This window comes from Streptomyces sp. NBC_00513, from assembly GCF_041431415.1.
Classification (GTDB): domain Bacteria; phylum Actinomycetota; class Actinomycetes; order Streptomycetales; family Streptomycetaceae; genus Streptomyces.
Genome location: NZ_CP107845.1, coordinates 253,461 through 280,359 on the forward strand (window position 1 = coordinate 253,461; position 26,899 = coordinate 280,359).

Sequence of the window (26,899 nt, forward strand, 5' to 3'; positions counted from 1 at the left end):
GATGCCGACGAGATGTTCGATCTCCGTGTCCGAGAGATCCCCTCCGATTACATGCCATCGCGAGATTCGCTTTGCCTCCGCCAATGACATTTCAAATGCATCATGCATGCAGCCAACGGTGCCGAATGCCACAGCCCCGATATCGTCTTTAGGCCCAATTTCCGACACCAGTAGTCGCAAGACGCCAATGACCGAACCATCGCGCAGCCAGCACTTCTGAAGAGTGTGGGCTACTTTCTCTCTCTTTGGCCTGTATTCTTCCGTACCCATTCCATCCCCCCGGTCGCATGAAATTTACGACAAATTCAGTGTAGTTCCCAGGTGCCCTTCTTGCTTTCTCAGTCAATCGAAGCCCTGGTGAATCCATACTTTCGGGCAAACTTCCCGGTGAATGTTTCCCAGACGGCTTCCTCATGGCTCATTTTGCCACGCACGGCAGCGTTGAAGGGGACCAGATTATCGTCCGAAGGTCCCGGGCCGTTCCAGGCTCCGCGCATTCCATTAACCTTCTTACCCACACTCTCGAAGGCGTTGATCGCATCCCTGATCATTTCTGAACCTCTGCGAGAGGTCCAGGACCGTGATACCGGGGAAACGTATTGGCCTCACCGGGGTAGACCCGGTGAGGCCAATACGACTTGCTGCTCAGCTGCCGTAGGTCATGTGACCTAGAATGACCAGATTTAGAGCCTTTGCCAGTCCGGCTTGGGTATCGCGCCGAGGTGTCCGGTTAGGAGGAGGTCCCCCAAGGATCATCCTCTACACCTTCATCGGCAATCTCAAAGGGCTTCCATTCAATGCAAGTCGGAATGTCTCCCCCGGAGTGCAGAAACTCCTTGACCGCCTCTCGAACGAGAATGACTGGAACTTCCGAACTATCCGGAAATTCGGTCCAATGCCCGGCGACATGGTACGCGACGCCACTACGAGAGCCAGGAGCTCCCACTGACGCGACATGTCCGACCTCAGGCGCCGTTAGAGCTAGCGCGCCTACATTGGTATCCCTGCTGACTCCGACATATAGCTCGTGATCTGGGAATCCTGCCGAAATTCGAGATCGAGCCCTTGACAGGATGTGTACTGCATCATGGAGGGCTGGACCCGTCAGCAGGGCATCGATGAGGCTATCCACGTCGCCCGACGTGGAAAGCAGAACGGGGTTCTGCATGTCAGTGCGACGATAGCGCGCCTCTAGTCGATTGTCGGTCGTCATCGCACATATCCCTTCTCAGTCAAACTTAGACAGCCCTTCGTACACGTGACTGTTCCACACACCAGAGCGGTCCATAAAGTGAACCGTCAACGTTTGTCCCCTATTGAGGATGTACGGTAGTACCATATCGCACCCAAGCGCCTCCACGCACGGACCGTCCACATGATTGATCACCAAGTCCACACGTGCAATGCGCGAACTTCCATCTGGATTGAGCATACTAGCGGCAACTTTTTGCTCGACATCGCTCGAGCGCATAGTAGGCGCGCGGAAGCCCCACTGCTTCAGTCGACTATTCGCTCGATCGATCAGGTCCCTGTGAGTTCCCTTTCCGCTCGTAAGGACGCCGGTCACATTGCCGTCGGCGTCCCTGGCAATGCCCGAAGTGTGTCCACCCTCATCCCGCTGCGGAAGTTTGCCATGGATATCCTCGAGGTCGCTGTCACCGCATGCGCGGACGCCGATGGGTTCCTTGGCCGGGACCTGCACTCCGACCCGGATTTTCTGCATCGACTTGTTCGCGCTGTCGGCCATGCGGACCGGAGCGCCCTGCGCGAAGCTGTGCTTCTTGCCAGGTACGCACGGAGGGTTCTTGCGGAGCTTCTCTAGGATCTCATCAGCTTTGGCCATCAGCTTCTTGGCGGCGGCGGATTTGTCGAGGAAGTCGTTGAGGCCGGTGACGATGCGCTTGAGGGCTTTGGCGATCGCCGGCATTTCCTTGATGATCTTGACGGCCTTGCCCCAGGGGAGGGCGCCGACCGCGGCCCAGAAGCAGTCCTCGAAGTTGGGTTCTTCGAAGCAGTTCTTGATGTCTTCGAAGAGGAGGTCGACGATGATCTGACCGCCGTTCTCGACGAGGAAGTCAAGAACGTTTTTGTTCCGCAGTTGGCGGTTCTTCTCGTAGTCCTCCGGCGAGATTCCCGCTGCCTTCAGCGCCGCGATCTCCTCGTCGGTCAGCTTCGGGTGATGGTCGCCCTTCTCGACCTCCTTGGCCGCCGCTTCGCGGGCCTTGCGTTGCTGCTCGAGCTCGTACTCCTCGGCCTTCTTCGCCGCCTCGTCCGCTTCTCTGGCGTACGTGTTGGCGTTCTTGGCCGCGGCTTCGGCGGACTTGGCGTGGCCGTCGGCCGATTCCGCGAACTTGTTGGCGTCCGCGGCGTCCTTCTCCGCCTGGGCGGCGGCGCCCTGGGCGACGCCCGCTTCGTGCTCGGCCAGGTTGGCGGCGCTGTTCGCGGCGACCGCGTGGCTGTCGGCCTCTGCGGCGGCGCCTCGGGCGCGGGAGGCTTCCGCCTCCGCCTGGTTGGCGGCGTTGCGGGCGGCCGTCGCGTCCGCGAAGGCCCTGTTGGCCGCGTCGCGGGCGAGTTTGGCGTCGGTCTGGGCTTGGGCGTCGGCCTGGTTGGCGCGCGCGGCGGCCGTGCGGGCCTTGGCGCCGTCCTCGGCGGCCTGCGCAGCCGACCTCATGGCCGCGGCGGCGGAACGCGCGGCGTTCGCGGACGAACGCGCCGCGTCCGCGGCGGCCTTGAAGGCCGGAGCGACCTGAGCGTTGGCCCCCTTGGCCGCGGTTTCGGCGGCTTCGGCGGCCTTGACCGCCTCTGCGGCCTTCGCCTCGGCCGCGGTGACCTGCTCGGCACCCATCTGCTCCGCGGCGGCGGCGACCTCGGCGGCGAAGTCGGCGTCGACGTCCTTCCCGGCGAACGGCGCGGTCAGTGCGATCGCGGTGTTCGCGGGGTCGGCGATGCCGGCGGCGGTGCTGCGTGCCGCGTCGGACGCCTTGACGGCGATGGTCGACTGGAGGCGTGCCATGGCCGCCTCGCGGACGGCGCCCTCCGCTTCGTCCTTGGTGCGGTTCGCGGCCTGGTAGGAGTTGTTCGCAGCCATGGCGGCGAGTCCGGCGAGTCGGCCGGCCTCGTGCGCGGCGATGCCGGCGCGGGCCTCCTGGGCCGTGGCTTCCGCGGCCTTCTGGTTGGCGCGCTGGGCCGCGGCGTGCGTGGCTGCGGCTTGCGCCTCGGCCTTGTTGGCTGCGGCGTTCGCTGCGAACGCTGCGGCTTCGGCCTTGTTGGCCGCCGCGTTGGCCCGCGCGGCGTGTGCGGTGGCCTCGGCCGCCGCGGCCCGCGCCCGGGCGGCCGCGCCGGCGGCCTCGGTCGCCGCGGAGCGGGAGCGGATGGCCGCACCGCTCGCGGTGTCGGCGGCGCCGCGGGCCTCACCGGCCGCCGTTCCGGCGGTGTCGGCGTCGGCGCGTGCCGCGTTTGCGGCGGCCCGGGCTTCGGCGGCGTGGATCGTGCCGCGGCCGGAGGCGGCCATCGACTCGGTGGCCCGGGCACGGGATTCCTGCGCCTGGTGTCGCTGTTCGGCCGTGCGCGCGGCGTCACGGGCGTTGCGGGCGTTGGTCTCCTCCGCCCGCGCCTGGCGGTCCGACTCGGCGGCGATGCCGTCCTGGCGGGCGGCGTCCGCCCGCGCGGACGCGGCCGTCGCGGCGGCCGCCTGTGCCTGCGCACGGGCTGCGGACGCCGTACGGGCCTCGGCCTCGGCGCGCGCACGGGCCGCCGCGGCGATGTCCCGTTCGTGCTCGGCCCGGGCCCGGGCCGCTGCGGCGAGGTCGCGCTCACGCTCGGCGATCTTGCGTTGCTCGGCCGCGATGACCGCCTGACGCTCCGCTTCGATGCGGTTCTCGCGGGTCTTGCGGGCGTGTTCCCACGCCTCGCGTTCGGCCTGCTCGGCTGCCACGCGGGCGTCCTTGGCGCGCTCCGCGGCAGTCGCGGCGATCTTCGCCTGCTTGTCCGCGGCCTCGGCCATCCGGGCCCCGGCCCGGGCGTGCTCCTCGGCGTTCGCCCGCCACTTCTTGGCCTGCTGCTCGCGCAGTTCGGCCTGGTTCTTGGCGTTCAGGCCGGCCGCGGTGGCGGCGGTGGCGTCCACCGCGTGCTGAGCCGTCTGGCCGGCCTTCCACGCGGCGTCCGCCGCGGCGGCGATGCCCGAGGCGACCTCGGACCACTGGATTCCGTGCTCCAGGCCGGTCTGCACCAGGACATCGGCCTGTGCCTTGGCCCGCAGGGCCGCGACCTGCGCTGCCTTGGCTGCGTCCTGGGCGTAGCCGACCTGACGCGCGACCTCGGCCTTGACCTTGTCGTAGTCCGACAGACGCTTGCCCGCCCGGTCGGCCGCCAGCATCCGGTCCGCCTCGCGGGAGGCGGAGGCCGCTGACGACATGGCGTTGGAAGCGTCTTCCAGCGCCCTGACGGCGTCGCCGTGTACGGCGATCAGCTTGGTACGGGCCTCGGCGGCGACAGCGGCTCTGTGGGCGAGATCCCGCAGCTTCTCCGCGGCCTCCGTGGCGTCCTTCAGCGCTTTCAGGTGTGCGGCCTGGTTGTCGGCGTCTTGCTTCGACGCGGCCTGGTAGCCCTTCTCCAGGAATTCCGTGATCGCCGCGTCGGTGCCGGCGTCCAGCGCGGCCTGCGCGGCCAGCTTCACCGCGGGGCCACCCACCGACGCCAGCATCTGGACGCGCTTGCGCAGCTCCTCCGCGCGCTTGGCCGTGTTCTGCTTCTGCGCCTCGTCACGCTGCTTGGCGATCTCGGCGCCGAAGGCCAGGAAGTCGGCGCGGTCCTGCGGCGTGCCCTTCAGCACCCGCTCGACCTCGGTGTTGAAGAACGGGCCACCGGTGCCGCGCAGCGCCTCGACCTGCCGGCGGTTCTCGACGTCGGCGCCGGCCTTCTTGTCCTTGGCACGTTGGCGGGCCTCGGCCACACCATGCTGAAGGAAATCGCGGATCGCGTTCGGGTCGGAGCTGGCGAGGGCCTTCTTGGCGGCTTCGCGGACCTCTTCGTCCTCGTCGAACTCGACGAAGTCCTCGACGAGTTGACGGTCCCGCTCGTCGCTCATCCGGTCGAGTTGCGACTTTCCACCCGCCGGCGGCGCGGCGGCGGCCTTCGGCTTCAGCGCTGCCACCAGCTGGTCCAGCGACTGCACCGTCCGCGTCAGCGACGGCTTCTCATCGCGTCCGGCGGTCGCGGCAGCGGCCTCACCGGTGACGGTGCCCAGCACCGCCAAGGCAACAGCTATGGACACGCCTCTTCGTACGTTCGCGGCCACGCCGAGGCGTGGCCTTCCGGCCCTGGGCCGGAAACTTCCCCACACGGGAAAACCCCCTACTCGAATGAATCAGGAAATTGCCCACCCTGGTCAGGGGCGGGATGGTCGAATGCCGTGCGGCCTGCGATTGCCCGCCCTGGTCAGGACGGGATGGTCGGCTTGATCAGGGCGGTGTGGCCGGCCCCGGTCACGGGCCGGCCGCGCGTCTTGCAATCAGCCGTGGGTGCGGTTTTCGCCGTCTTGGGCCCGGCCGTGCATGGCCTGCCAGAACGCCGCCGCCTCCTGCGCCCGGCTCTGTTCGCCGGCCCAGGCCTTCTCGTTGGTCTCGGCGGTGGCCGAGATCGACTTCCAGAGCTCCTGCGCCGGCTCCCGTGACAGTGCGACCACGGTCCGCCAGTTCTCCGCCTGGGCGGTCGCGGCGGCCTGCTCGGCCAGCCACGCGCGCCGCGCCGCATCGGAGTGCTCGGACAGCGTCTTCCAGGCCTGGTTCGCCTCGGCGCGGGCCTTTGCCGCGTCCGCCGCACCGAGCACGGCTGCCTCGGCGTCCGTGGCTTTCCCGATCAGGCGCGTCAGTGTGTTCTGTCGGACCGCTTCCGCGTCGGCGACCCGCGTCCGGTAGGCCTCCAGGTCCAGCGCGGCGCCGGTCGCCCAGCCGTAGCCGAAGAACTCCGCCACGTCCGTGTCCGCGGCCCCCGGCCGCAACGCCCACCGCGCCGCGACCCGTACCTGCTCGCCCTCATCCTGATCGGCCCGGTCGCGTACGAAGTCCCTTTCCTTGAGGGTGACTTCCATCCGCTGCCGTTCCCCGGACTCGCGCACTGTCCGGTCGAGTTGCTGTGCCTGCGCGTATCCCGTCGTCACGAACGCCGCCTGCTCGGCGGCGCTGCCCTTCAACGCCCGCGTCGCGGCCGTCCGCACCTTGGGGGAGAATTCCGCCGTGTGCGTGGCGGCCACCCGCTCGCAGAACGCCTTGTTACGGGCACGGGTCTCCCTCGATCGCTGCTTCGCGTAGTCGAAGCCGGCACCGGGTGCGAACCACTCCAGGAGTGCCTCGTCGCCGCGGGAGCTGCGCAGCGCGTTCCACGCCGACGTGCGCACCTCGGCGGCCGGGTGCGTCTTCGCCATCGACGTCACCTGTCGCCGCGCCTCCTCGATGGCGGCGGCCAGCTCGGGCGAGAGCGCCTGCCCCTCTCCTTCGACCCGGCCCTCGGAGACGGAGGACAACCCGGTGACCACGACGGACGACGGTACGCCGACCGTTGCGGCGCGGGCATCGGCCCACGCGGGCCCCACTCCCGCGACCGCGATCCCGCCGGCCAACACACCGACGCCCAGCGCCCGCCCGCCCCACCACTGACGACTCAACTCAGAACCCCCCTTGGGAAAACAAAAACGTGTACAACGTTCTCGGTGGACGCGCTCACGCGCCCCGAGCCGAGACTCACGCGACCTGCTGGACCTGCCACAGTTGGGCTGCCGTGCGGTTGCACGTGTACAGCTGTGTGTCGATGCCGTCGTCTTCCTTTGCGCCGGGGACGTCCAGGCACATGCCGTCGGCGTGCGCAGGCTGCAGCTCGTACAGCTTGCGCACGGGGTCGATCAGCATCAGCTGCCAGCGCTGGTGGTCCTTGCCCGCGCACGCCCACTGCTGGATGACAGAGCCGGGCTTGGTACCGGCGTTCTCCACTTCGAGGCACTTGCCGCTCAGGACGGAGCGCAGTTCGAAGCTTCCGCCCGCCGTGGCGACGGCGGTCCACTGCTGGGCGGTGGTGCCGCCGCAGGTGTGCTGCTGGACGTGGATGCCGTTGGTAGTCTTGCCGGCTTCGACGTCCAGGCACTTGCCGCTGTGGGATGCCGTGAGCTGGATGACCGTCTGAGGCATGCCGGCGCGGGACCTGGCCTCCTGCGCCGCGGTGGCCGCGTTGAGGGCGGCCTCGCGCGCCGCTGCGGCGGCGTCGCCCGAGGCGGTGCGGCCGTCGATGCTTCCTTCGGCATGCACGGCGGTCGCGGTGCCGGCGAGTACGGCGACGGTGGCGCTCGCGGCCAGGGCGGCCCGGATGATTCGAGACATGAGGGGATCCGTTTCCTTTCGCGCGTTCAGGATGCTCAGGCGGCCGTGATCGGCTGGAGGCGCCACTTCTGGGAGGCCTTGCCGTTGCAGGCCGACAACTGGGCGCTCGCGCCGTTCTCCTTGCCGGAGGAGGCGATGTCCAGGCATCGGTTCACGTTCGGCGGGGTGTGGGCGGGTCGCATCTCGTACAGTTCCTTGGCGATGTCGACCATGGCCAGGCTCCAGCGCTGCTGCGGCGCCTCCACGCACCACCACTGCTGGACGAGCGTCCCAGCGCTGGTGCCGGAGTTCTCGGCCTCGAGGCACTTGCCGCTGTGCACGGCCCGCAGTTCGAAGGTGCCCGCGCCGGTGGGCACCAGGTCGAACCTCTGGTTGTCGGCGCCGTCGGCACACGCGGACTGGATGGCCTTGGCACCGTTGCGCATGCTGACGGTGGGGATGGTGAGGCACTGGCCGCTGTGCTCGACCTTGAGCTGTACCGCAGACGGGGCCGTGGCCTCGGCGGCGACCGCGGGGACAGCGGCGAGTGCGGCGGGCTGCTCATCGGCGACGGCAGCGGTCACGCCGCCGGCGAGCGCGGCGAGGCTGGCCCCGACGGCCAGGACGGATCGAACGATCCGAGACATGGGGTATTTCCGTTCTACTCAGGTCTGAAGGAAAGGACTCGGCCGACCGCGGTCAGGGCGCGAGGGGGGCGTCAAGTTTCCAGGACGCGTCCTGGGCGAAGTCCTTCGGCGTGTCGTAGCGGTTCTTGCCGCCCGCCTTGTTGGCCGCGAACAGGTCGCCCCAGTACTGGCGCAGGAAGCGGCCCGGCAGGCCCGCCGACTCGAAGGACGTACCGGAGCCGCTGAGGCCCTTCTTGGCGCACCAGGTGGCGTCCTTGCGGAACTGCACGCTGTCGTCGCTCGCGATCATCTTGACCCGCAGGTCCTGCAGGGACAGGTAGCGACCGGGCTTGCGGGCGGACTCGAAGGAGTAGCAGCCCGGCTGGCCCCCCAGCGCGGAAACGACGATCCAGGTGGCGTCCTCGCGGTCGGCCTGCTTGGAACTCACCGACACCGGGGCGAGGAACACCTCACCGGCGTCGACACCCGACTGCCGGACGATGAAGCCGACCGGCTTGCCGCTCGCCGGCTGCAGCGACTGCCGCTTAGCCCGGTACAGGCTGTCCTCCTTGAGGAACCGCGCGACCTCCTCGTCGCTGCCGGCCAACGCCTTCTTCGCGACCGCGACCAGGTTGGGGTTCATGCCGGTCTTCTCGGCGGCGGTCTGCACCTGCAGCGCGAGCCGGCGGTTGGCGGCGGCGACGGTCTTGCGGCGCGCCTCGTCGTCCTTCTTGTACGCCTCTTCGGCGCCGGTGTGGATGAACTGCTTCCACACGGCCGGATCCGGGCTGAGGACCGCGCGCTGCGCCGCCGCGAAGAGCTCGCTCTCCTTGAAGTCGGCCGGTGCGAGGCGCAGGAGTTCGCGAATGAAGTTGTCGTCACCGAGAGCCAGCATGGCCTCGGACGGCGTGATGCGGAACAGCGCGGCGGCGTCGGTGCGGGCGGCGATCTCCCTGCGACGCTCGGCCTCGGCGCGATTCTTCTCCTCCAGTTCCTTCAGCTCGTTGGCCACGTCGCGCCGGTGGGCTTCGCGGGCGCCGTTGGTGATGAACTCCTGCCAGGCGGCGGCGTCACCTGCCAGGGCCCTCGCGGCGGCGGCGCGGACCTCGGGACCGGCGGCTTCGTGGCGCATGACCGCACGGATGAAGTTGTCGTCGCCAAGGTCGAGCAGGTCGGGGCCGTTCGGGATGCCGACCGCGATCAGTGCCTGGGACTTGGCGAGGCGGGCCGCGCGGGCGGCGTCGGCCTTGTCCTTCTCGCGCTGCTTGTCGACGGCGTACGCGGCGTGGATGCCGGTGGTGATGAACCGGACGTGGTCCTCGGCCACCGCGCTCGTCATGGCCGCCTCGGCGGCCAGTCGTACCGACTCGAAGTTCTCCCCGCCGTCCCGCGCCTTCTGCCAAAGGGCGTGGAGGAAGTCGTGGTCGCTGAGCAGCAGTACGTCCGGGCCGGGTTCGAGGCGCACCACGGAGGCGGCGTCCACCCGCTGCTTCTCGGTGGTCCCGATCCCGACGGCCGCGGACACGGTGCCCGACGGAGCCGCGACGGCGAGGGGCGCGGCCATGCCGGTGACGGAAGCCAGAGCGGTTGCGGTCACCAGCCCTCGGGTGACAGCCATCCGCACGCGAGCGGAGTTCGAGTGGCTCTTCTTCATTCTGTTTTCGGATCCCCCTGTTAGCTCCCGCACACAGTTACTGATGGGCGCGAGGCGGTCGGAGGGGCAGTCTTGAAGATCACAAAGAGACCGTCAAAGCGGATCTGACGGTTCCTGTTCGATTGAGAGCACATTTGTTCATTCAGGCGTCGATTTTCCGCCAACCTTCGACCGTAAGTCGGCTTGCCAAGCTCGGCGAGCACTCCGACCCATTCACCGGAAGTATTGATTCCGCACGGAGGACGACACGGATCCAGCCGCCACGCGACACTCCCCCTGGTCATCCTGCCCTTATGGCACAAGGGCTGCGGCACTCCGAACACTTCGGGACCGCCACAACCACACCGTTCGCATGAGAGATGTAAGGGAAATGTGTGCAGGCACACACCGGATCATCGGCGTCACGACCGGGGTAGAATCCGCACCTTTCAGCGACTCCCCCAACGCGCACACCGACCACAACTCGCCCACGCACTCTCTTACTTGCTGCCGAGACAGAGCCCGACTGCCCTCGTAACCGTCTGGGCCTCGCCGGTACGCTCCCAGCCTCCTGGGCGCGCGAGAACCAACTTCCCGCGCGTCTTGCTCGATTTCTTCGGCAAAGGAATGTGCAGGACCTCGGGAAGCTCACGCCCAGGCCATGGCCGAACGAGACGGGGCGCACTGATCCAGGATCGGTTCCCCGACCTCGTTGCGGCCGCCATCGAGCAGCTCCCCAACGGCCTGGTCCTGGACGGTGAGCTCCTCGTCTGGGATTTCGCGGAAGGCCGGCTGTCCTTCGAGGCGTTCCAGCGCCGGGCCGCCCGCGCCCGCGGCGACGCCGCCCTGGCGGCTCGAACCTCCGCCTGCTTTCGTCTTCGACCTTCTCCAGGCCGACGGCACCGAGCTGTTGCACCTGCCCTATCGGGAGCGTCGCCGAAGGTTGGAAGTGCTGTTCGCGGCCCGCGGTCTGAGCGCGCCGTGGACTCCGTGCCCGATGACCATCGACCTCGCGAAAGCGCGCGAGTGGCCGCAGTCCTGGACAGACGTCTCCGGCGTCGAAGGCATCCTGATTTGCATGCCCGCAACCACGGCCTCAACTTCATCGACAGCGACTGATCACATCGGACTCATTCGTCTACTTGTCGCGTTCCGCGTCAGGGGAATGAGGAGGCGGCGTTGCATTCGCGGCAGGTGACGGCGCGCGGCTGTTTGAGGGCGTCGAGGATCTGGTCGAGGTCAAGGGGTGTTCCGCCAGGTTGGCATCCGATGACGTGGATCAGGGTCGCTCCGGGGTGGCCGGGCCGGTGGGGTAGTTGCTGCACCGTCCACGCCTGCCGGCCGGCGGCGAAGGCAGCAGGCGTGCCAGCCGGTCGGGTCGGCACCCCGCTGTAGTCGCCGCCTTCCAGGGGGCGCACATGGCCGGCTCCCAGCCACACGCGATGTTCGGTCGGCTTCGGCCGGCCTCCGCTTCCTGTCCCCCAGACGGTGACCCCCACCCGATACTCCCAACCCTCCGAGGTCCGACGCCGCTCGTACAGGGAGGCACGCAGTTCCTGCCCGTCGGGCATGACCGCGATCACCCTCGCACCGGCTCCCACCATCCGCCCCCTTTAACCTCATTACCCGATTCTCCAAGATGTGGCCCTGTGGTGCCGCACTCTTGCCGACCACGGCACGGGAGGCGATCTCAGCGTTGCGGGACGAGCTGATCAGGAACTTCTTCCGGCTGACGCGCCTCGGGGGCCTGGGGTCGCACCAGCGGGGCTCGTTGCAGAGCAGCGGTTCTCGCCCGGCGGCTTCGGTGTTCGGCGATGCCGTGCTCCGCCGGTTCGCTCGCGAGCGGGAGCGCGGCAAGGTGGTGGATTCTGCGGTCCAGGGCAAGGGCCAGGCGCCGGCGTTCTCGGCCGCGGATGGCGGCGAGCGTGTGCGGCGTGGTTTCCAACCGCGCGGCCAGGAAACTGGTGGGCCATCCTTGTTCGGCGAGCTCCTGCAGGCTGGTGGTGGCCCTGTCCGCGCCAACCAGCCCCGGCAGGAGGCGATCTCGCCTAAAGGCGCTGTTCAGGGGGATGCCGAGGATGGCTTCCGAGGTGACGCGGTGAATGACGGCCGACCGCTCCCCGGCCGGGCGGAGCAGGCGTCGCACGAGGGTGACGGCGATGCCTGAGATCTCGGCGATGTCCGCGGCCGACAGACCCGTCTCCTGCAACTGGCAGGCATGGGCAGCGGCATCGGTCGCGGGGACCCGGGCGGGTCGGCCGGCTCTCAAATCCCTGGTCCGCCGGGCACGATCCCGGCGCGCAGCGGCCATGCATCCGGGGCGCGTGCAGCCGTAGTCGGCGCAGGAGGGGCTGCCATGCCGGACACGTGACCGGATCGGCTTGCGGCCCTTGGCCGCGGAGACACCCCGAGCCGCTGCGAGCGCTGGGAGAGATGCTGCATTCATACGATCCCAATTCTGCCCGCTCGCCGTCCCGTTGTGTTCAACGCCGTCGATGTCCACGACCGAGCGGTCGGCAACGTCGATGTCCTGTGGATCCGCGTCGGCGCTCACAAGCACAGAGGGCGGGCTGATCTGGACCTGCTGGTCTGTCACTCGTACATCACCTGGGACGACGCGGAGGTTGGTAGAGCCCTGATCGGCCCCCGCGCCTCATCCTCCAGGTGACTGTCCTGACCGCGGAGCCGAGCACAGTCCGCCGTGAGTCGGGCGACGGGCGAAACACCCCACAAGAGCGCGGTAGTTGGGGGTCCCTCCCGTCGTTCCAAAAAATTCACAGGTTCAGGTCTATAACCCGAACCCCCGGGCAAGCGGGAGTCAACAACGATCAACATGAACCAACAATCTCCCACAGGAGGCAGATCATGCGACGTTGGACCATCCTTCCCGCCGCTCTCGTCCTCGCGGCCACCACGGCCCTGCCCGCCACCGCGGCCGGGTCCGCCCAACCGGCCACGCGGTGCCCGATCGGGTGGAACAGCCCCACCGATGGCCGTTCCACCAGCCAGGCCCCGGAGCTGCGTGGCATCAGGAGCGGTGAACACCCCTGCTTCGACCGGCTGGTGTTCGAAGCGCCGGGCAGCTCCCCCGCCAACCCCGTGGGCTACCACGTCCGTTACACCGACGCCCTCCTCCAGGACGCCTCCGGACATCCCCTGCCGCTACGCGGCGGCGCGGTCCTGGAGGTGATCGTGGACTCGCCCGCCTACGACCGGCAGACCATGGCCCCCACCATCCCCGCCCGGAGCGGGCAGCCACTGCCCGGCGTCGACGTCACCGGTTACCGCACCTTCCAGGACACCGTGTTCGGCGCGAGCTTCGAGGGCCGCACCCAGATCGGCCTCGGCCTGCGCACCCGACTGCCCTACCGGATCCTCCAAATCGACAACCGACTGGTGATAGACGTCGCACACACCGCGAACGGCACGGACCGAAAGTGACGGCGCCGCCCGAGACCTCGGCTCTACCTTCGGCCGACCGCGCGGCAGTCCAACCGCTACGCGTGCCGCGGCGCGGCCGAGGCCGCCAGGAACACACGGGTGCCGACAGCTACCGGGTGCTCATGCGGTGTCGGGCGGGGTCGGCAGCGGGCGGATGACGATGGTGGTGGCGTCGTCGCGGTAGCCCGTCCTCGATGCCGTCCTCGGCTGCGGCGACCAGGGCGTCGGCGAGTGCTTGGGCGTCGTTGTGGTGTGCGTGGACGAGGGTGTTGAGGACGGTGGGGTCCATCTGGTCGTGGACGCCGTCGCTGGTGAGGATCACCGTGTGGCCCTTGGGGATCGGGGCTTCGTTGCGGGCCGCGATGGAGAGGTCGCTGAAACTGACGGTGATATTGGAGGAGTAGGCGGCGGCCTCGTCGGCGGGCATGCCCTGCTGGGCGTAGTGGGCGGCGACGGTGTGGTCGGTGGTGTACCGGGTCAGGATGCTGGTGTCGGGGTCGAGTCCGTAGGCGCGGCAGTCCCCGGCCCACGCGATCCACGTGCCGTCGGGCCTGACCCGGGCGGTGATCCCGACCGCGTCCGGGCCCCCGCGCGGTGCCCCGGGGTTCTGTAGGAGCTCGGCGGCTCCGATCAGCCCGGCCATGGGGTGACGTAATGCTGTCCGGCGGGCGGCGTCGACGGCGAGTACAGGGACCAAGGCGTGAAGTTCCGTGCTGTGGCCGATGCCGTCGATGACGGCGGCTCCGACGGCCCCGCCGGCTGCGGTCCAGGCGTGCGCCGCGTCGGCGGACCCGGGGGCATCTCCTGGACGGGTGGGCCTGAGTCCCGGGCGGCTGACGATACCGATGTCGACCTCGTGCATGTTGCTGCCTCCTCGCTGACAGGGCCGGCTATGCCTCAGCCATTGATGCTCACGGTGACGAGCGATTGGCTTTCCCTCCGCTTACTTGCGGCGTTCAGATGCCGATCGTGCGTGCGTAGGGCTGTCCGTCGAGGTGGTCCCGCATCTGCGCGATGAGGCCGGCGACACGTCGGGGGCCCAGGTGGCCACTTCGCTGTTGGTCGAGCTGGTGACGAAGTTGACGATGAAGGCGTCGCGGAGCAGCAGGAAGTCCTCTAAGACGTCATCTCATTTGGGCTTCGCGGTAGGCTGTCGGCCATGGTGGGGATCGTTGAGCGGCTGGTGCCGGACGAGTTGTGGGAGCTGTTCCAGCGAGTGGTGCCGGCGGCGCCGTCGCGGCCGCAGGGCGGAGGCCGTCGCCGGCACGGCGACCGGGAGGTGTTTGCCGCGATTGTGTTCGTGGCGACGTCGGGTTGTACCTGGCAGCAGGTGCCGTCGGCATCATTCGGGCCGTCGGGGGCGACAGCTCACCGACGGTTCACCGAGTGGAGCAAGGCTCGGGTGTGGGCCAAGCTCCACCGCCTGGTCCTCGACGAGCTCGGCGCCCGTGGAGAGTTGGACTGGTCCCGCTGTGCGATCGACTCGGTGAACATGCGAGCCCTGAAAAAGGGGACCTGACAGGTCCGAATCCTGTGGACCGGGGCAAGTTCGGGTCGAAGATCCACTTGATCACGGAGCGGACCGGTCTGCCCCTGTCCGTCGCGATCTCGAGCGCGAACCTGCACGACAGCCAGGCTCTCGAGCCCCTCGTCCGCGGAATACCGCCCATCCGTTCCCGCCGCGGACGCCGTCGGCGCCGGCCCGGCAAGCTCCACGCGGACAAGGGATACGACTACGCCCACCTGCGGCGATGGTTACGTGGGCGCGGCATCAGGCACCGGATCGCCCGCAGAGGCGTTGAGTCTTCACAACGACTCGGTCGCCACAGATGGGTCGTCGAAAGGACCATGTCCTGGCTCGCGGGCTGCCGCCGGCTACACCGCCGCTACGAACGCAAGGCCGAGCACTTTCTCGCCTTCACCAGCATCGCCTGCACCCTGATCTGCTACCGCAGACTGGCCAAATGAGATGGCATCTAAGCGGTCCATGGTCGCGGGCAAGGGCCGGATCTTCTCGTACGCGGTGAGGAAGCGGCTGGCGAAAGTGGCGTAGGTGTCGGGCTCGTCTCGGCACGGGCGGTGGATCGAGGAGAGCACGTTGGCGATGTCGAGGGTGTAGGCGCCGAGGCCGCAGTCGTCGAAGTCGATGACCGCGATGGTGCCCTCGGGGGTGAGGAGCATGTTCTCCCGGTGCAGGTCTCCGTGAATCAGGCCGCGTTCGCTGTCGGGGACGTGGCCGTGGGAGTGGATCCGCTCGGCGACGGCCCGCAGGACGGCGGCGGCGTCGTCGCCCAGGAGTGAGTGGGCGGGGTGGGTGATGGCGTAGCCGTGGTCCAGGATGTCGGCGCCCTCCCAGGTGGGCCGCGCGAAGCCGACGGGTACCCGCTCTGCAGCGCAGCAACACCGACCCGATCCCGGACGTCCTCGACTGACGGTCTCACCGGCGGCCATCGCCGAGCCGACCAGCCTTCTGGCCGCCGGTGACAGCCGGCGGTGAGCCAGAACCTTGATCAACCTGTGCACTGACGGCAGGCGAGGTTGGATCGGACTCGCGTGGATCGCGCACCGTCCGCCGGTGCCGCTGTGCGGGGAGTCCGTCCACTCACGGGGATGTTGCCACGAGGCCAGCCTCATAGGCCAGGATCACCAGGTGCACCCGGTCGCGGGCATTGAGCTTGGCGAGTAGGCGGGTCAGGTACGTCTTGGAGGTGGCGATGCTGATGGAAAGCTCGCCTGCGATCTCCGTGTTGGACAGGCCTCTGCCGACGAGGGTCAGCACCTCGCGTTCCCGGGCGGTGATGCCGTCGAGCTCCGACCGCCGCGGGGGAGACGCTGCGGGTCGGGTGATGAACTCTTTGATCAGCCGGCGTGTGACGGCTGGTGCGATCAGAGCGTCCCCGGCGGCAACGATCCGGATTGCGGCGAGGATGTCGTCCAGGGCCATGTCCTTGACGAGGAATCCGGACGCGCCGGCGTGCAGCGCCCCGTAGACGTAGTCGTCGTCGTCGAAGGTCGTCAGGACGACGACGCGTGCGGAGCCGGTGCCCTTCGTGATCAGCCGGGTGGCCTCGATGCCGTCCATGCCGGGCATCCGGAGGTCCATCACGACGACGTCGGGGGCAAGTTCCTCCGTCAGTCGTACTGCTTCCGCGCCGTCTCCGGCCTCCCCCACCACCTTGATGTCCGCGGTGTCGGTGATGACCATCTGCAGGGCGGCGCGGACCAGGGGCTGGTCGTCGGTGAGTACGACGCGGATGGTCATCTGGCTCTCTCCTTCACTTCTGCCTCAGCCATTGCCGGTATCGGCAATCTGACCGCTACCAGGAAGCCGCCCCCGGAACGGGGCCCGGCCGTGAAATCGCCTCGCAGCAGGGCAGCCCGCTCGCGCATGCCGATCAGGCCGTATCCGGTGTCCGTGCTGGTGCCGCCGCCTTTCCCTCGGTCCGAGACCTCGACGGCGAGTTCGTCCGCGCGGTAGTCGAGGCTCACCTGACAGGAATCGGCACCCGAGTGCCGTACGGCGTTGGTCACTGACTCTTGGACGATCCGGAACGCCGCGAGGTCGATGTCGGCTGGCAGAGGGCGGCGCCTGCCCTGCCACCGCACCTCCACGCGGACTCCGGCGGCCGTGGTCGTCGAGGCGAGCTGTTCCACGTTCACCAGGCCGGCGGCCGGTCGCAGGGGCGCCGGCGCGTGCTCGCGGCCTTGGCGTTCCTCATCCTGGTCGGCCTGGCGCAGCGCGCCGAGCATCCTTCGCAGCCCGGACAGCGTTTCGCGGCCGGCCATCTCCACGGTGAGCATCGCCTCGCGGGCTTTGGCCGGCTGGGTTTCGATGACCCGGGCCGCGGCGCCGGCCTGCAAGGCGATGATGCCGATGCTGTGGGCGACGGTGTCGTGCATCTCGCGGGCGATGCGCAGCCGTTCGGCGGTGATGGCCTCGGCGGAGGCGCGGGCGTGCAACTCTGCGGTGTGGGCACGGGCCTGATGCGACGAATTGCCGACGAGCCAGGCGATGACCACGGTAAGGGCCAAGAACGGCTCCTGTGCGATGCCGGAATCGTCCCCCGTGATCAACCGCAGGACGAGGTAGCCAGCGAGCATGGCGAGCGCCGCGGCGGCCGCGGTGAGCGAGCTCCGCCGAGGTCGGGTGGCTGCGATGTAGCAGATGGCGATATCCACGGCCAGGAACTGCGTGGGCGGAATCTCATCCTGCCGCCAGGCCACCGTCGAGACGACCGTACCGACGATCACCAGACCGTACGCCACGGAGGTCCTGCGGCGCAGCACCGCGCTGCCGGCCAGGACCAGCACGAAGGCGACAGCGAGCAGCGCCCGGGCTCCGAGCGAGTCGAGCCCGTCCCGGGAGTAGTTGAGCGAGTACGTCCGCCGCGGCGGCATTACTACGTACTCGACGATGGGTTCCACTGCTGCCGCGTACCACGCCAGTGCCGTCCACAGGCCGGGCGGTATGCGTTTGAGCAGCGGCAACGGCAGCGGCATTGAGGCGGACATGCCTTGATCGTAGACACCTGCATCTGACGGCACATCCGACCGTGGCCGTACAACCAGGGTTGACACCCGTCCTCTCCGATTGTCATCGGTGGTCCGATTACGGGCGGGGTCGCCCACCGGCACCGTTGTCCCCGTGATCGAAGTCAACGAGCTCACGAAGCGATACGGCGGCACGACGGCCGTCAAAGATCTGTCCTTCACCGTGCGGCCCGGCCAAGTGACCGGGTTTCTCGGTCCGAACGGCGCCGGCAAGAGCACCACACTGCGGATGATCCTCGGCTTGCATGAGCCCACCAGCGGCACCGTCACCGTCGACGGCCGTTCCTTTCGCGACCGCCCCCGCGGCCTGCGTCATGTCGGCTCCCTTCTTGACGCGCACGATGTGCACGGCGGGCGCAGCGCGGTGGCGCAGCTGTCCGCCCTGGCCCGCAGCAACCGCATCCCGCAACGCCGGGTGGAGGAGGTGCTGCGGGAGGTCGGCCTCGCCGAGGTCGCCCGGCGCCGCATCGGCGGATTCTCGCTCGGTATGAAGCAGCGGCTCGGCATCGCGTCCGCCCTGCTCGGCGAACCACCGGTCCTGCTCTTCGACGAGCCGCTCAACGGCCTCGACCCGGAAGGCGTGAAGTGGGTGCGTGACCTGTTCAGGCGTCTCGCCGCCGAGGGCCGCACAGTGTTCGTCTCCAGCCATCTCATGTCCGAGATGGAGCACACAGCCGACCAGCTGATCGTCATCGGCCGCGGCGAGCTGATCGCGGCGGAAAGCCTCACGGAGTTCTCCGCTCGCGGCACCCGGCAGAGCGTCACGGTGGGCACGCCCGCCGCTGCCGTCCTGAGAGATCTGCTGACGGCCGAGGGCGCGGCCGTGGACACGGCGGGCGACCTGCTTGCTGTGACCGGTGTGACCGCGGTCCGGATCGGTGAGATCGCCATGGAGCACCGCATTTGGCTGCATCACCTCAGCACCCGGTCCGCCTCATTGGAAGAGGCGTTCATGGAGCTCACCGCCGACAGCGTGCAATACCTCGCAGGAGACCCCCAGTGACCACGACATACGCTCCCGTTGGCGCACTCGGCGCCGACGAACCCCGCGCCCGCTTCTACGACCTGGTGGCCGCCGAGTGGATCAAGCTTCGGTCGCTGCGCTCGACCTGGATCGCGTACGGGGCCACCACCCTGGCCGTCATCGCGTTCAACGCGGGAACCGCCTACGACACCTACAACTACTGGCCGGACCGGAGCGCGGCAGACCGAGCCGACTACGCCCGGGCCGCAATTCCGCTGCAGGCGGCGTTCACGGCGAACGCCGCCATGGTCATGATGCTCGCCCTCGGTGCCCTCGGCGCCATCGCGATCATCGGCGAGTACAGCACGGGCACCATTCGTACGACGTTCGCGGCCGTTCCGGCCCGCCGTTCGGTGATGGCCGCCAAAACGGTGGTCGTCACGGCGGTCACCACCGTCTTCGGCGCGATCGTCGCGGGGGCCTCGTTCGGACTGACGCAGGCGATCCTCGACGGCCGGGACGCCGGCATCTCGATCAGCTACCCGGGCGCCCTGCGTGTCGTAGTGGCGTCCGCCCTCCTTGCGCCCGTGTGCGCGGTCGTCGGCATGGCCATCGGCTCCGTCATCAGGCATACCTCGGCCACCATGATCGCCTCGGTGACGGTCATCCTCGTGCTGCCCATCGTCTTCACCGACGGCCGCCACTGGTCGGCGGTCGCCGGGCACGCCACGCTCTACCAGGGGTGGTTGCGGCTCGTGGAGGTTGGCTCCCCCCGGACCGATTTCCCGTGGACGACCGGCGGAGCCTGGACCGTCTATGCGGTGTGGGCGCTCACCGCAGCCGTGCTCGCCGTCACCAGCGCACAACGGCGCGACCAGTGAGAGGGCCGGTCGGCCCTCGGGGAGGATCGGGCGGGGTTTTGGCGGTAGATCGGTGGTCTTGATACCGGTTCGGTGACTGGGCCTATATGGCCAGGTCAGCGGGCCTACGTTCCGGTTCATGCCAGTTGAGTTCCTCTCAGATGACCATTGACGAGCTCGGATATATGGAGTTCGACCGCCGCGGCGCCGAACTCCTCTTCCAGGTCCTGACCGAACGCGAGGAGAAGAACAGCGTCGCCATCGCCTCCAACGAGTCCTTCTCTAAAGCGCACATGTTCCGGCGAACCCGTGCGAGGTGCTGCCTGAACAGCACGGGTTCAAAACGAATAGGCAGGCCGCCGGGCCGGACGTAGTCTGCGGGCTGTGACGGTGAGATACGTGTTGGACGGCAGCCAGGTCGAGACGCTGGAGGACTTCTGGCGGGTCGCAGGCGAGAGCATCGGCTGCGGCGGATACTTTGGCCGGAATCTTGACGCCTTCGCTGACTGCCTCCGCGGCGGCTTCGGGACGCCTGACGACGGCGACTTCACGATCGAGTGGCGTGATCACGAGGCCTGCCGCCAGAACCTCGGATACCGCGAGACTGCTCGTCAGCTCGAGATGTGGCTCGCCCGCTGTCATCCGACGAACAAGGTCCGCATGGGCGCCAGGCTTGCAGAAGCCCGCGCTGGACGTGGCCCGACCGCCTTCGACTGGCTGGTCGAGATCATTGAAGAGGAACTTCCGGGGGGCCTGCGCCTTCGTTAGCCAGGCGAACAGGTCACCGATCCGGCAGACGGACCTCATCTACGTGATCGGCAAGATAGATCATGGTTGCCTCAGGGTCCATGCCGAACGCGGCGGCGACGAGCTTGGGGTCCATGGTGTTGACCAGCTCGAGCAGTCGGGTGCAGCGGATCATGCGGGGTGGGAAGCCGCAGGCGTCGAGGACGTGACTGACATAGGCGGTGGATCCCGGACCCCGGCCGGACTTCGTCTGGCGGGTGACCATCACATGCGGGTTGTCCGTCCGCTGGTCTTCGCGGTGGGCCAGGCAGCGTTCCACTGCCACCCAAGACGGCGGATCCAAAGGAACCGGATGCGGGCGGTCTCCGAGCCGGGCGGTCCGGGCACGAAAGTCGAGGTCAACAGCCTGCAGCATCTTGACCTCGCGGCTTGAGGCACCGTGCAACAAGGCGAGCATGCCCAGCAGGGCTTCGTGCGGGTGAACGGCCGGATCCGTTGACCAGCGGCGGAACAGCACCCGTTGCTCGTCAAGTGTCAGCGTCGCACCAGTGAAGCCGCTCGGTCCTCGGGCGGTCAGACCGCGGGCGGGATCGACGAGGATGGTCTTCTGGGATCGCGCGAAGCGGAAGAACTGTCCGAGCACCACCAGCCGACGCTTCCGGGCCTTCGGTGAGCCGGCCAGGAAGGCTTCGAGATCGTGCACGTCGGTCAGTGCCCAGTCCTGCTTCCCGCGCTCACCGGCAAGGAACAGGGCGAGGTCACGGACGATGGCCAGTGCGGCTTCGATGGTGGCATCGGTGCGGGGCAGCGTTCCGGCACGCCGGGACCGCTCGCGTGAGCGGATCATGAAGTCGGAGAAGGACTCCACCGAAGGCCGCAGGGGCTCCGGGACCGCGAGGACCCTGCGTTGCCGGCGGCCGGCCGCGAGCCGCTCGGCCTGGTCGGTGGCCATGGCCAGACCGCGACTGGTGAAGAAGGTCTCCAGGGAACGGGCAAGGGGGCCCATCGAGCGACCGGAGCGGCGGGAACGTTCGAGTACGGACTGGGGGAGGCTGGGCTGGCCGTCCCGGAGAAGCCGCCCGAGGGAAGTGATCATCGTGCAGGCTCGGCCGACGGAGTACTTGGCGGCGAGATCTGTTGTGAAGTCCTGCAGCCAGGCGGGGGGATTGTCGAGTTCGGCGATGAGGTGTTCGGCCCGGACGAAGGGGCGGTCGGGGTGACGCTGCCAGCAGGCCGTGCACAGTCCCAGCCCTGCGTGCTTCCGTACTCTGCCGCATTGTTCACAGGCCCGGGGCGGCTGTTTGGTCTGCCGGGGACGAGAGCAGTGCCCGCACCAGCCGGTGTCCTCGCGCAGGTATCCAGGCCGGCTGCAGCGGGGGCATGGCGCCTTGGCGGCGTCGCGCTCGGACTCCTGCAGGCAAGTGCGGCAGAGAGCCGAGGATTTGCTCCGTACCGGATTACCGCAAGCGGTGCATACGCGAGAGCAGGTGATGCACCGGCCGGTGTCCGCCTGGAGAACGCGCTGCTGTCCGCACCGGGGACAAGCGGCCCGGGCCTCGGCCTCCTTCTGCTGGGCAGTGCAGCGGCAGCAGTAGCGCCGGTCGATGAAGCCGACCGGGGCTCCGCAGCCGATGCAGTCGCTCTGTTTGACGCCCACGACGCCCCTTCATCTCCGGGTCAGATAGGTGGCATCGAACGGCCTCGCGCGGAGGCCGCTTTCGGCAGGTCGGCGACCGGTCGCGGTGGGACCGCAGGACGCTCGACGGGGGTGGTGTCGACCTCGAAGAGGTCGTTGGGGGTGCAGTCCAGCGCGGTGCACAACGCGATCAGCGTGGACATCTTCACCTGGGAGGGCTCTTTACTGAACAGAGCAGACACCGAGGCAGAGGACATTTGCAGCCCGGCGCGTTCGGCCAGCAGCCGCTGCAGCTGGGTGCCGGTCCAGATCTCGCGCTGGGCGGCGGCCATCCGCAATCGCCATCGGATCTTCATGCGGAGCTGTCCCCCTCGGCGGTGAGTTCGCCGAGCGTGGTGTTCACCGCGCGGCGATAGGCATCCTCGATGAACGTCGCGGAGGGACGGACGTATCTCATCGTCGAACTGACCGTCCAGTGACCAAGGAGCTGCTGGATGGCCACCAGGTCCACACCGCGCTCGTAGTTGTGGGTCGCGCAGGCCCTCCGCAGGGCATGCGGACTGAACCGGTCGGTCGCCGGACGGCCTTCGAGTTCCATCAGATAGCGCAAACGGTTGCGGATCGTCCCGCGGTGCAGACTGCCTCCGGACTCGTCCGCGAATAGCACTGGGGAGTCGGGGAACTTCCCGCGGACGTCGTCGAGGAACCAGCGCAGGACAAGGTCGAGCCCGTCCAGCATCGGCACCCAGCGCGGCCGCGGTCCGGATGTGCGGGCGCCTTTGCCGAAGCGGACGTGGAGTTTCCCGAACGGTCCCCGCGTGAAGTGGAGGTCCGGGCGGTCCAGAAGCGACACCTCTTCGGACCTCAGGCCGGCGTGATAGAGGGTCCGGAACATCGCATAGTCCCGGGCGGCGGGTGCGTACTTGCGGGCGGTGGCGATCCGGGCCTTGAGGAAGTCGAAGAACTCCGCGACCCGCTCAGGGGTCGGTGGTGGCAGCTGGGCCGGGGAGTCGTCGCCGACATGCCGGGACGCGTTGAACTCATCGACTGGGCATACCAGGCGAACGCCGAAGCCGGCTTCGATCTCGACGGCCTTGCGGACCTGCAGGAACCGGTGGAAACCCTTGAAGATCTGCACGTACTCGCGGCGGGTGGAGGCCGCCCGCCCGGCAAGAGCCAGGTCTCCGACGACGCGGTCGATGTCTTCGGGGGTGACGTCCCAGGCGGGCCGGCCCAGTGCGGTGAGCGTGCGTTCCAGCAGTCCGATGTCGTTCTCGACGGTCACCGGACTGAACCCACGAGCTCGCCATGAGGCGACGAACGCCTCAACGCAGTCGGCCTGGAACTCCCACGGATCGGCGGTCACCGGCTCCAGTAGGACGGCACCGCCCTGGACCACCCTCAACTGGGATGCCACCGGCACACCTTCCTCGCACCTGACTGATCAAGTCAGCACCTGGAGAATCCGGGCACCACCACGAGGACCAACGAGGACAGCAGGAGATGGATACGGGCCGGTGGCAGCGGCGATCCACGAAAAGGAACATGTGCCAGCCCCAGATGGCTGGACCAAGACCTTCACCGACCCCCGCCTCTGCGCGGCCATCGTGGACCGCCTCACCTTCGGGGGCAACATCATCGAGACCGGCACCGACTCCTACCGCCTCGCCACCACCCGCGCCCGCGCCGAACAACAAGCCGCCGGCTGACCACGAGCCGAACACCAGCGACGTCCGGACGGTCAGCTGGCGAAAGCTCGTCGCACCCTTTGGAGACGAGCACGCTGATCAACGATCCAGCCGGTCGCCGGGAAGAGTGGAAAGCTGACCGTCACCTGCGACGACGGGCCGTCATGGAGCGACACCCCGATGACACCAGGGCTCAGCGGCTTGGCCCTGGCCGATGTCCGCCGGGCATTCATCAGCCACCACTACTGCGTCATCCACACCGCCACCCTCCTCGGCCCTCCACAGACCCAATCCGGCCACCACACCGAGCGCAACGGCCGTCCCCACGACCGTGCCAACGATCTTCCCCATGACGCCCCCTCAGAGGTCGAGTCCATCCAGCCCGGGCGGTCACCACCCGAACCTCATCGAGTGTGACGCGCCCTCTCCCGATTCGGGAGACGTTCGATGCGGCATCGAAGCATCACAAGAACGTTGAATGCGCCCGATGCGCCTTGACAGCGGTTCAGCGTCCTCTTGGAGGCGCCGGCCAGATGTTGGGAAACCCCGGCCTTGCGAGGGATCCGGCGTCGCCAGGTCGAGCAGCCGGTTCACGGGCTATAGCACCAAGCATTTGCCGGATCGTTTCTTCACGCAGGAATCTTTACAACGGGCGACATGTGGGCGCATCCTTTGGTAAGGGTTGCTCGCATTGAGCTCTCATTCTAGGGGGATGCAGCATGAGCGTCGAAATTGCGGTTAAGATTTTCACGGGCGTCAGCGCCTTGGCTGTCAGCTGGGGGAGTAAGAGGATCATCGCCTCGCTTAAGGATGAGGGGTACCAGGTGCCCGAGTGGCTGGAGGAACTGGCCCCTGCTGCCCTTGGGCTGGCCACTAATCTGGGAGTCGGCCGCTACATAGACGGTCCGCCCCAGCCTCAGCGTAACGGGAATTCCTGAAGGCTACCTTCTGGGTTGCCGTCTCCCCCTTCGCATTTGCGGAGGGGGAGACCGTACCGGATTTCACCATCGGGCAAGGCAAGCTAGACGCATAGGCACATCTAGAGTTCTGAACGTACGAGTGATGAATCAAGCATAGGCAACGCATAGGGCCTTGTGGGCATCGATGCCGCCCCAATTATGGCACCGTCACACCGCAATCTCTAATTCGCCCATTTCCATGCTGCGAGGCTCGTGGGAAACGAGATTTCATCGGCCCAAGGGAACATGGCACTGGAGAAGGCGGAGGGTTCCGGATTGCGACAGCCCCCTCAGAGCTCGTAACATGATCATGAGTCGGACTTGTTGAGGCGTCTCCAGCAGATGAGACTGCAGGCGAGAGAGACGAAGGCGTCGTGGAGCTCGGGGCGGCGTTCCCGGCGGACGGCGAGTCGTTTGAACTGGTGGAGCAGGGCGAAGGTCTGCTCCACGCCGTAGCGGAGCTTGCCCATGCCCTTGATGTTCGGGGCTCCTTTGCGGGAGATGACGGGCAGAATCCGGCGTTTTCGCAGCTCATCGCGGTTGGGGTTGGAGTCGTAGCCCTTGTCGCCGAGCAGGGCTTCCGGACGCCTTCGGGGTCGGCTTGGTTTCACTCGGCTCCAGCGCGGCGCTCCCGCGCCGGGTGATTGGTATGGGGCATGCGGTGAGAGGCGCACGACAGCGGGAATGGGTTCGATACTCGGGAGGGCTGCTGCTCGCCGCGGCTGCCTGGCTGTCGGTTTCTGGGCCGTGGTCACGTTCATGAGCGGCAACCTGACCACGTCCGACAAGCTGGGTGTGTTCGGGCTGTGGCTCGCGCTGCTGCCCCTGTCCGGCGCAGCGGCGAAGATGCTCAAGCCGTCGTCCGAGATGGACCTCGTCCAAACGGCCCGGGAACTGGACGAAGCGGTGGAGAAAAGTGAACTGGCGTAGCGCACCAGGTTGCTGGGTGGCGACAACCAGCCCATCGACGTCGCCTTCACCTTCCGCGCCGCTCCGTCCCGGGTAGCTGTTGGTGCTGCGCCCACCGGTCGTCTGAGCGAGATCAGCGGCTACTACTGCCGCATTCAACCCCGGCGGCTGCTTATTACCGGAGCCGCGGGGGCGGGCAAAACAGTCCTGGCCGTCGAACCCATGCTCGGCCTGCTCGAGAAGCTGGAAGCCGACGAACCCGTACCGGTTCGCATGGCCCTGGCTGGCTGGGACACCACCCGGCCACTGGACGCATGGATGACAGGTGAGCTGGCAGATACCTACCAGCTGAGCTTGACGACCGCCAGGCGCTTGATCGATCGACGCTGCGTTCTACCGGTGCTGGATGGTCTGGACGAAGGAACCATGTCTATTGAGATTCGTTCGTCAGCAGCTCGGTCGGCATGCGGGCAGTACGCGTGCTCGGGCCAATCCCCGCCTGCCCAGCCGGTGTCACTTACGGCTACGAGATCACGGAAATTGCGCCAGATCCCCGATTCGAACAGCGTTTGGACACGGCTCCGGGAGGTAGTCGTGCCGCTTTTGAGGAATCGAACGTCAAGGTCTGCGGCGGGCTTCGGCCCGATTGGCGCTGCCGGCTCCAAATGATGGTGCAGGCTGGCACCACGGATGATCCACATCCCTAGGTGACAGGAGACGCGACCATGAGCGACAAGAACCCCCATGTCCTGCTGACCACGAGCTTCGGGGACATCGAGATCGAACTCAACGCGGAGAAGGCCCCGATCTCCACGAAGAACTTCCTGGAGTACGTCGACAGCGGGTTCTACAACAACACGATCTTCCACCGCGTGATCCCAGGCTTCATGGTCCAGGGCGGCGGCTTCACCGACCAGCTGGTCCAGAAGTCCACGCGCGACCCGATCCGCAACGAGGCCGGCAACGGCCTGCAGAACACCCGCGGCACGGTCGCCATGGCCCGCACCTCGGACCCGGATTCGGCCACCTCGCAGTTCTTCTTCAACGTGGCCGACAACGATTTCCTCAACCCCGGCCGGGACCGCGGCTACGCCGTCTTGGGGAAGGTCATCAAGGGCATGGAGATCGTCGACCAGATCGTGGCTACCCCCACGGGGCTCAAGAACGGCATGCGCGACGTTCCCACCGACCCGGTCTACATCAAGTCGGCCAAGCGCCTCGACTGAGAACCACCATCACAGGTGCCTCCGGCTTTCGGCCGGAGGCACCTCGTGCTCAACAGCCCCATCCCAAGCACCTGGCATACGACCCGACTCCATCACTCAATTCGAACGACGGCCCCTCGCCGTGCCTCCCGAAGTCGTGAACATCCGACGCCCGTTCTCGGGTTCTGGCCCAACTTCTGTGGAACCGGGCCGTACATGCCCGTGCCCGCGTCGAACCAGAGCACTGACCTGCCGGTTCCCATCGTTCGGTGTCCCGGTGAACCGATCGTCGAGCCGTCTCCACAGAAGCCGTTCCGGGCGGTGCGAGGGGCCG

General features: G+C 67.7%; 26 protein-coding genes and 2 pseudogenes. 11 read left to right on the forward strand and 17 right to left on the reverse strand.

Annotation, left to right across the window (positions count from 1 at the left end):
• Positions 1–730: 730 nt before the first annotated feature.
• The 8 genes from OHA84_RS01230 to OHA84_RS01265 form a co-directional block, all read right to left on the reverse strand.
• Positions 731–1,213: an Imm1 family immunity protein gene (locus tag OHA84_RS01230; RefSeq protein WP_353962543.1), complete on the reverse strand. Its 483-nt coding sequence runs from the start codon at positions 1,211–1,213 to the stop codon at positions 731–733.
• 15 nt (positions 1,214–1,228) lie between these two features.
• Positions 1,229–5,272: a DddA-like double-stranded DNA deaminase toxin gene (locus OHA84_RS01235; RefSeq protein WP_266977164.1), complete on the reverse strand. Its 4,044-nt coding sequence runs from the start codon at positions 5,270–5,272 to the stop codon at positions 1,229–1,231.
• A gap of 237 nt (positions 5,273–5,509) precedes the next feature.
• Positions 5,510–6,661, reverse strand: a complete 1,152-nt coding sequence (locus OHA84_RS01240; protein WP_266977166.1) for a hypothetical protein — start codon at positions 6,659–6,661, stop codon at positions 5,510–5,512.
• A gap of 76 nt (positions 6,662–6,737) precedes the next feature.
• Positions 6,738–7,367 carry an RICIN domain-containing protein gene (locus tag OHA84_RS01245; RefSeq protein WP_266977168.1) on the reverse strand — a complete coding sequence of 210 codons (630 nt, stop codon included), beginning with the start codon at positions 7,365–7,367 and terminating at the stop codon, positions 6,738–6,740.
• Positions 7,368–7,402: 35 nt separating this feature from the next.
• Positions 7,403–7,993, reverse strand: a complete 591-nt coding sequence (locus tag OHA84_RS01250) for an RICIN domain-containing protein (RefSeq protein ID WP_266977170.1) — start codon at positions 7,991–7,993, stop codon at positions 7,403–7,405.
• Between the two features lie 52 nt (positions 7,994–8,045).
• The gene (locus tag OHA84_RS01255) at positions 8,046–9,569 is read right to left on the reverse strand and encodes an AbfB domain-containing protein (RefSeq protein ID WP_266977172.1); all 1,524 of its coding nucleotides are present in this window, start codon (positions 9,567–9,569) and stop codon (positions 8,046–8,048) included.
• Positions 9,570–10,762: 1,193 nt separating this feature from the next.
• Positions 10,763–11,176, reverse strand: a complete 414-nt coding sequence (locus OHA84_RS01260; protein WP_266977174.1) for a DUF6233 domain-containing protein — start codon at positions 11,174–11,176, stop codon at positions 10,763–10,765.
• A gap of 119 nt (positions 11,177–11,295) precedes the next feature.
• The gene (locus OHA84_RS01265) at positions 11,296–12,201 is read right to left on the reverse strand and encodes a hypothetical protein (RefSeq protein ID WP_266977176.1); all 906 of its coding nucleotides are present in this window, start codon (positions 12,199–12,201) and stop codon (positions 11,296–11,298) included.
• 269 nt (positions 12,202–12,470) lie between these two features.
• On the opposite strand from OHA84_RS01265, the gene OHA84_RS01270 reads away from it, so the two are divergent.
• Complete coding sequence (locus tag OHA84_RS01270) at positions 12,471–13,046, forward strand: hypothetical protein (RefSeq protein ID WP_266977178.1); 576 nt, start codon at positions 12,471–12,473, stop codon at positions 13,044–13,046.
• Between the two features lie 109 nt (positions 13,047–13,155).
• On the opposite strand, the gene OHA84_RS01275 is transcribed toward OHA84_RS01270, so the two are convergent.
• The gene (locus OHA84_RS01275; protein WP_266977180.1) at positions 13,156–13,908 is read right to left on the reverse strand and encodes a hypothetical protein; all 753 of its coding nucleotides are present in this window, start codon (positions 13,906–13,908) and stop codon (positions 13,156–13,158) included.
• 297 nt (positions 13,909–14,205) lie between these two features.
• Between OHA84_RS01275 and OHA84_RS01280 the strand changes: the two genes are divergently transcribed.
• Positions 14,206–15,014, forward strand: a protein-coding gene (locus OHA84_RS01280; RefSeq protein ID WP_371591291.1) for an IS5 family transposase whose coding sequence is annotated in 2 segments (ribosomal slippage) — positions 14,206–14,554 and positions 14,554–15,014 — 810 coding nt in all. Because the reading frame shifts where the segments join, the coding sequence is not laid out codon by codon here.
• Here the strand turns inward: OHA84_RS01280 and OHA84_RS01285 are convergent.
• The 3 genes from OHA84_RS01285 to OHA84_RS01295 all read right to left on the reverse strand — a co-directional run bounded on the left by OHA84_RS01285 (position 14,922) and on the right by OHA84_RS01295 (position 17,558).
• Positions 14,922–15,560, reverse strand: a complete 639-nt coding sequence (locus OHA84_RS01285) for a phosphotransferase enzyme family protein (RefSeq protein ID WP_266977182.1) — start codon at positions 15,558–15,560, stop codon at positions 14,922–14,924. The two genes, OHA84_RS01280 and OHA84_RS01285, sit on opposite strands and share 93 nt — an antisense overlap.
• 88 nt (positions 15,561–15,648) lie before the next feature.
• Entirely contained in the window at positions 15,649–16,308 is a 660-nt protein-coding gene (locus tag OHA84_RS01290) for a response regulator transcription factor (protein WP_266977184.1), read from the reverse strand.
• Complete coding sequence (locus tag OHA84_RS01295) at positions 16,305–17,558, reverse strand: sensor histidine kinase (RefSeq protein WP_266977186.1); 1,254 nt, start codon at positions 17,556–17,558, stop codon at positions 16,305–16,307. The genes OHA84_RS01290 and OHA84_RS01295 overlap by 4 nt, the downstream gene beginning before the upstream one ends.
• A 133-nt stretch (positions 17,559–17,691) precedes the next feature.
• On the opposite strand from OHA84_RS01295, the gene OHA84_RS01300 reads away from it, so the two are divergent.
• The 4 genes and pseudogenes from OHA84_RS01300 to OHA84_RS01315 all read left to right on the forward strand — a co-directional run bounded on the left by OHA84_RS01300 (position 17,692) and on the right by OHA84_RS01315 (position 20,189).
• The gene (locus tag OHA84_RS01300; RefSeq protein ID WP_266977188.1) at positions 17,692–18,600 is read left to right on the forward strand and encodes an ABC transporter ATP-binding protein; all 909 of its coding nucleotides are present in this window, start codon (positions 17,692–17,694) and stop codon (positions 18,598–18,600) included.
• Positions 18,597–19,442, forward strand: a complete 846-nt coding sequence (locus tag OHA84_RS01305; RefSeq protein ID WP_266977190.1) for an ABC transporter permease subunit — start codon at positions 18,597–18,599, stop codon at positions 19,440–19,442. The genes OHA84_RS01300 and OHA84_RS01305 overlap by 4 nt, the downstream gene beginning before the upstream one ends.
• A gap of 140 nt (positions 19,443–19,582) precedes the next feature.
• Positions 19,583–19,705 (forward strand): annotated as a pseudogene (locus tag OHA84_RS01310) (ATP-binding protein); the annotation flags it as partial.
• Between the two features lie 100 nt (positions 19,706–19,805).
• Positions 19,806–20,189, forward strand: a complete 384-nt coding sequence (locus tag OHA84_RS01315; RefSeq protein WP_266977192.1) for a barstar family protein — start codon at positions 19,806–19,808, stop codon at positions 20,187–20,189.
• A gap of 13 nt (positions 20,190–20,202) precedes the next feature.
• Here the strand turns inward: OHA84_RS01315 and OHA84_RS01320 are convergent, their stop codons facing one another.
• From OHA84_RS01320 to OHA84_RS01330, 3 genes are all read right to left on the reverse strand, one after another.
• Positions 20,203–21,120 (reverse strand): hypothetical protein, encoded by a 918-nt coding sequence (locus OHA84_RS01320; RefSeq protein ID WP_266977194.1) that lies wholly within the window; start codon positions 21,118–21,120, stop codon positions 20,203–20,205.
• A gap of 725 nt (positions 21,121–21,845) precedes the next feature.
• A complete protein-coding gene (locus OHA84_RS01325) occupies positions 21,846–22,160 on the reverse strand; it encodes a helix-turn-helix transcriptional regulator (RefSeq protein WP_266977196.1) in 315 nt (104 codons plus the stop codon).
• Positions 22,157–23,221, reverse strand: coding sequence for a tyrosine-type recombinase/integrase (locus OHA84_RS01330; RefSeq protein WP_266977198.1), 1,065 nt, complete (start codon positions 23,219–23,221; stop codon positions 22,157–22,159). The genes OHA84_RS01325 and OHA84_RS01330 overlap by 4 nt, the downstream gene beginning before the upstream one ends.
• Positions 23,222–23,366: 145 nt before the next feature.
• On the opposite strand from OHA84_RS01330, the pseudogene OHA84_RS01335 reads away from it, so the two are divergent.
• A pseudogene (locus OHA84_RS01335) lies at positions 23,367–23,513 on the forward strand (ATP-binding protein); the annotation flags it as partial.
• A 32-nt stretch (positions 23,514–23,545) separates the two neighbouring features.
• Here OHA84_RS01335 and OHA84_RS01340 read toward each other — a convergent pair.
• The gene (locus OHA84_RS01340) at positions 23,546–23,725 is read right to left on the reverse strand and encodes a DUF5959 family protein (RefSeq protein ID WP_353962544.1); all 180 of its coding nucleotides are present in this window, start codon (positions 23,723–23,725) and stop codon (positions 23,546–23,548) included.
• A gap of 486 nt (positions 23,726–24,211) precedes the next feature.
• On the opposite strand from OHA84_RS01340, the gene OHA84_RS01345 reads away from it, so the two are divergent.
• The gene (locus tag OHA84_RS01345; RefSeq protein WP_266977200.1) at positions 24,212–24,430 is read left to right on the forward strand and encodes a hypothetical protein; all 219 of its coding nucleotides are present in this window, start codon (positions 24,212–24,214) and stop codon (positions 24,428–24,430) included.
• A gap of 329 nt (positions 24,431–24,759) precedes the next feature.
• Here the strand turns inward: OHA84_RS01345 and OHA84_RS01350 are convergent, their stop codons facing one another.
• Positions 24,760–25,062 (reverse strand): transposase, encoded by a 303-nt coding sequence (locus tag OHA84_RS01350; protein WP_266977202.1) that lies wholly within the window; start codon positions 25,060–25,062, stop codon positions 24,760–24,762.
• A 73-nt stretch (positions 25,063–25,135) separates the two neighbouring features.
• Between OHA84_RS01350 and OHA84_RS01355 the strand changes: the two genes are divergently transcribed.
• From OHA84_RS01355 to OHA84_RS01365, 3 genes are read left to right on the forward strand one after another with little or no spacing between them, the layout of a single operon-like run.
• The gene (locus OHA84_RS01355; protein WP_266977204.1) at positions 25,136–25,381 is read left to right on the forward strand and encodes a hypothetical protein; all 246 of its coding nucleotides are present in this window, start codon (positions 25,136–25,138) and stop codon (positions 25,379–25,381) included.
• Positions 25,382–25,390: 9 nt separating this feature from the next.
• On the forward strand, positions 25,391–26,029 hold the full coding sequence (locus OHA84_RS01360) for a hypothetical protein (RefSeq protein ID WP_266977206.1): 639 nt from the start codon (positions 25,391–25,393) through the stop codon (positions 26,027–26,029).
• 56 nt (positions 26,030–26,085) lie between these two features.
• Positions 26,086–26,586, forward strand: a complete 501-nt coding sequence (locus tag OHA84_RS01365) for a peptidylprolyl isomerase (RefSeq protein ID WP_053683604.1) — start codon at positions 26,086–26,088, stop codon at positions 26,584–26,586.
• The last annotated feature ends 313 nt before the right edge of the window (positions 26,587–26,899 follow it).

Excerpts from the sequence above, each read along its gene's own strand:
- OHA84_RS01230 (WP_353962543.1), bottom strand. The coding sequence starts at position 1,213 with ATGACGACCGACAATCGACTAGAGGCGCGCTATCGTCGCACTGACATG.
- OHA84_RS01245 (WP_266977168.1), bottom strand. The coding sequence starts at position 7,367 with ATGTCTCGAATCATCCGGGCCGCCCTGGCCGCGAGCGCCACCGTCGCC.
- OHA84_RS01250 (WP_266977170.1), bottom strand. The coding sequence starts at position 7,993 with ATGTCTCGGATCGTTCGATCCGTCCTGGCCGTCGGGGCCAGCCTCGCC.
- OHA84_RS01260 (WP_266977174.1), bottom strand. The coding sequence starts at position 11,176 with ATGCCCGACGGGCAGGAACTGCGTGCCTCCCTGTACGAGCGGCGTCGG.
- OHA84_RS01270 (WP_266977178.1), top strand. The coding sequence starts at position 12,471 with ATGCGACGTTGGACCATCCTTCCCGCCGCTCTCGTCCTCGCGGCCACC.
- OHA84_RS01275 (WP_266977180.1), bottom strand. The coding sequence starts at position 13,908 with ATGCACGAGGTCGACATCGGTATCGTCAGCCGCCCGGGACTCAGGCCC.
- OHA84_RS01290 (WP_266977184.1), bottom strand. The coding sequence starts at position 16,308 with ATGACCATCCGCGTCGTACTCACCGACGACCAGCCCCTGGTCCGCGCC.
- OHA84_RS01295 (WP_266977186.1), bottom strand. The coding sequence starts at position 17,558 with ATGTCCGCCTCAATGCCGCTGCCGTTGCCGCTGCTCAAACGCATACCG.
- OHA84_RS01320 (WP_266977194.1), bottom strand. The coding sequence starts at position 21,120 with ATGGCCACCGACCAGGCCGAGCGGCTCGCGGCCGGCCGCCGGCAACGC.
- OHA84_RS01325 (WP_266977196.1), bottom strand. The coding sequence starts at position 22,160 with ATGAAGATCCGATGGCGATTGCGGATGGCCGCCGCCCAGCGCGAGATC.
- OHA84_RS01340 (WP_353962544.1), bottom strand. The coding sequence starts at position 23,725 with ATGAATGCCCGGCGGACATCGGCCAGGGCCAAGCCGCTGAGCCCTGGT.
- OHA84_RS01345 (WP_266977200.1), top strand. The coding sequence starts at position 24,212 with ATGAGCGTCGAAATTGCGGTTAAGATTTTCACGGGCGTCAGCGCCTTG.
- OHA84_RS01355 (WP_266977204.1), top strand. The coding sequence starts at position 25,136 with ATGGGTTCGATACTCGGGAGGGCTGCTGCTCGCCGCGGCTGCCTGGCT.
- OHA84_RS01365 (WP_053683604.1), top strand. The coding sequence starts at position 26,086 with ATGAGCGACAAGAACCCCCATGTCCTGCTGACCACGAGCTTCGGGGAC.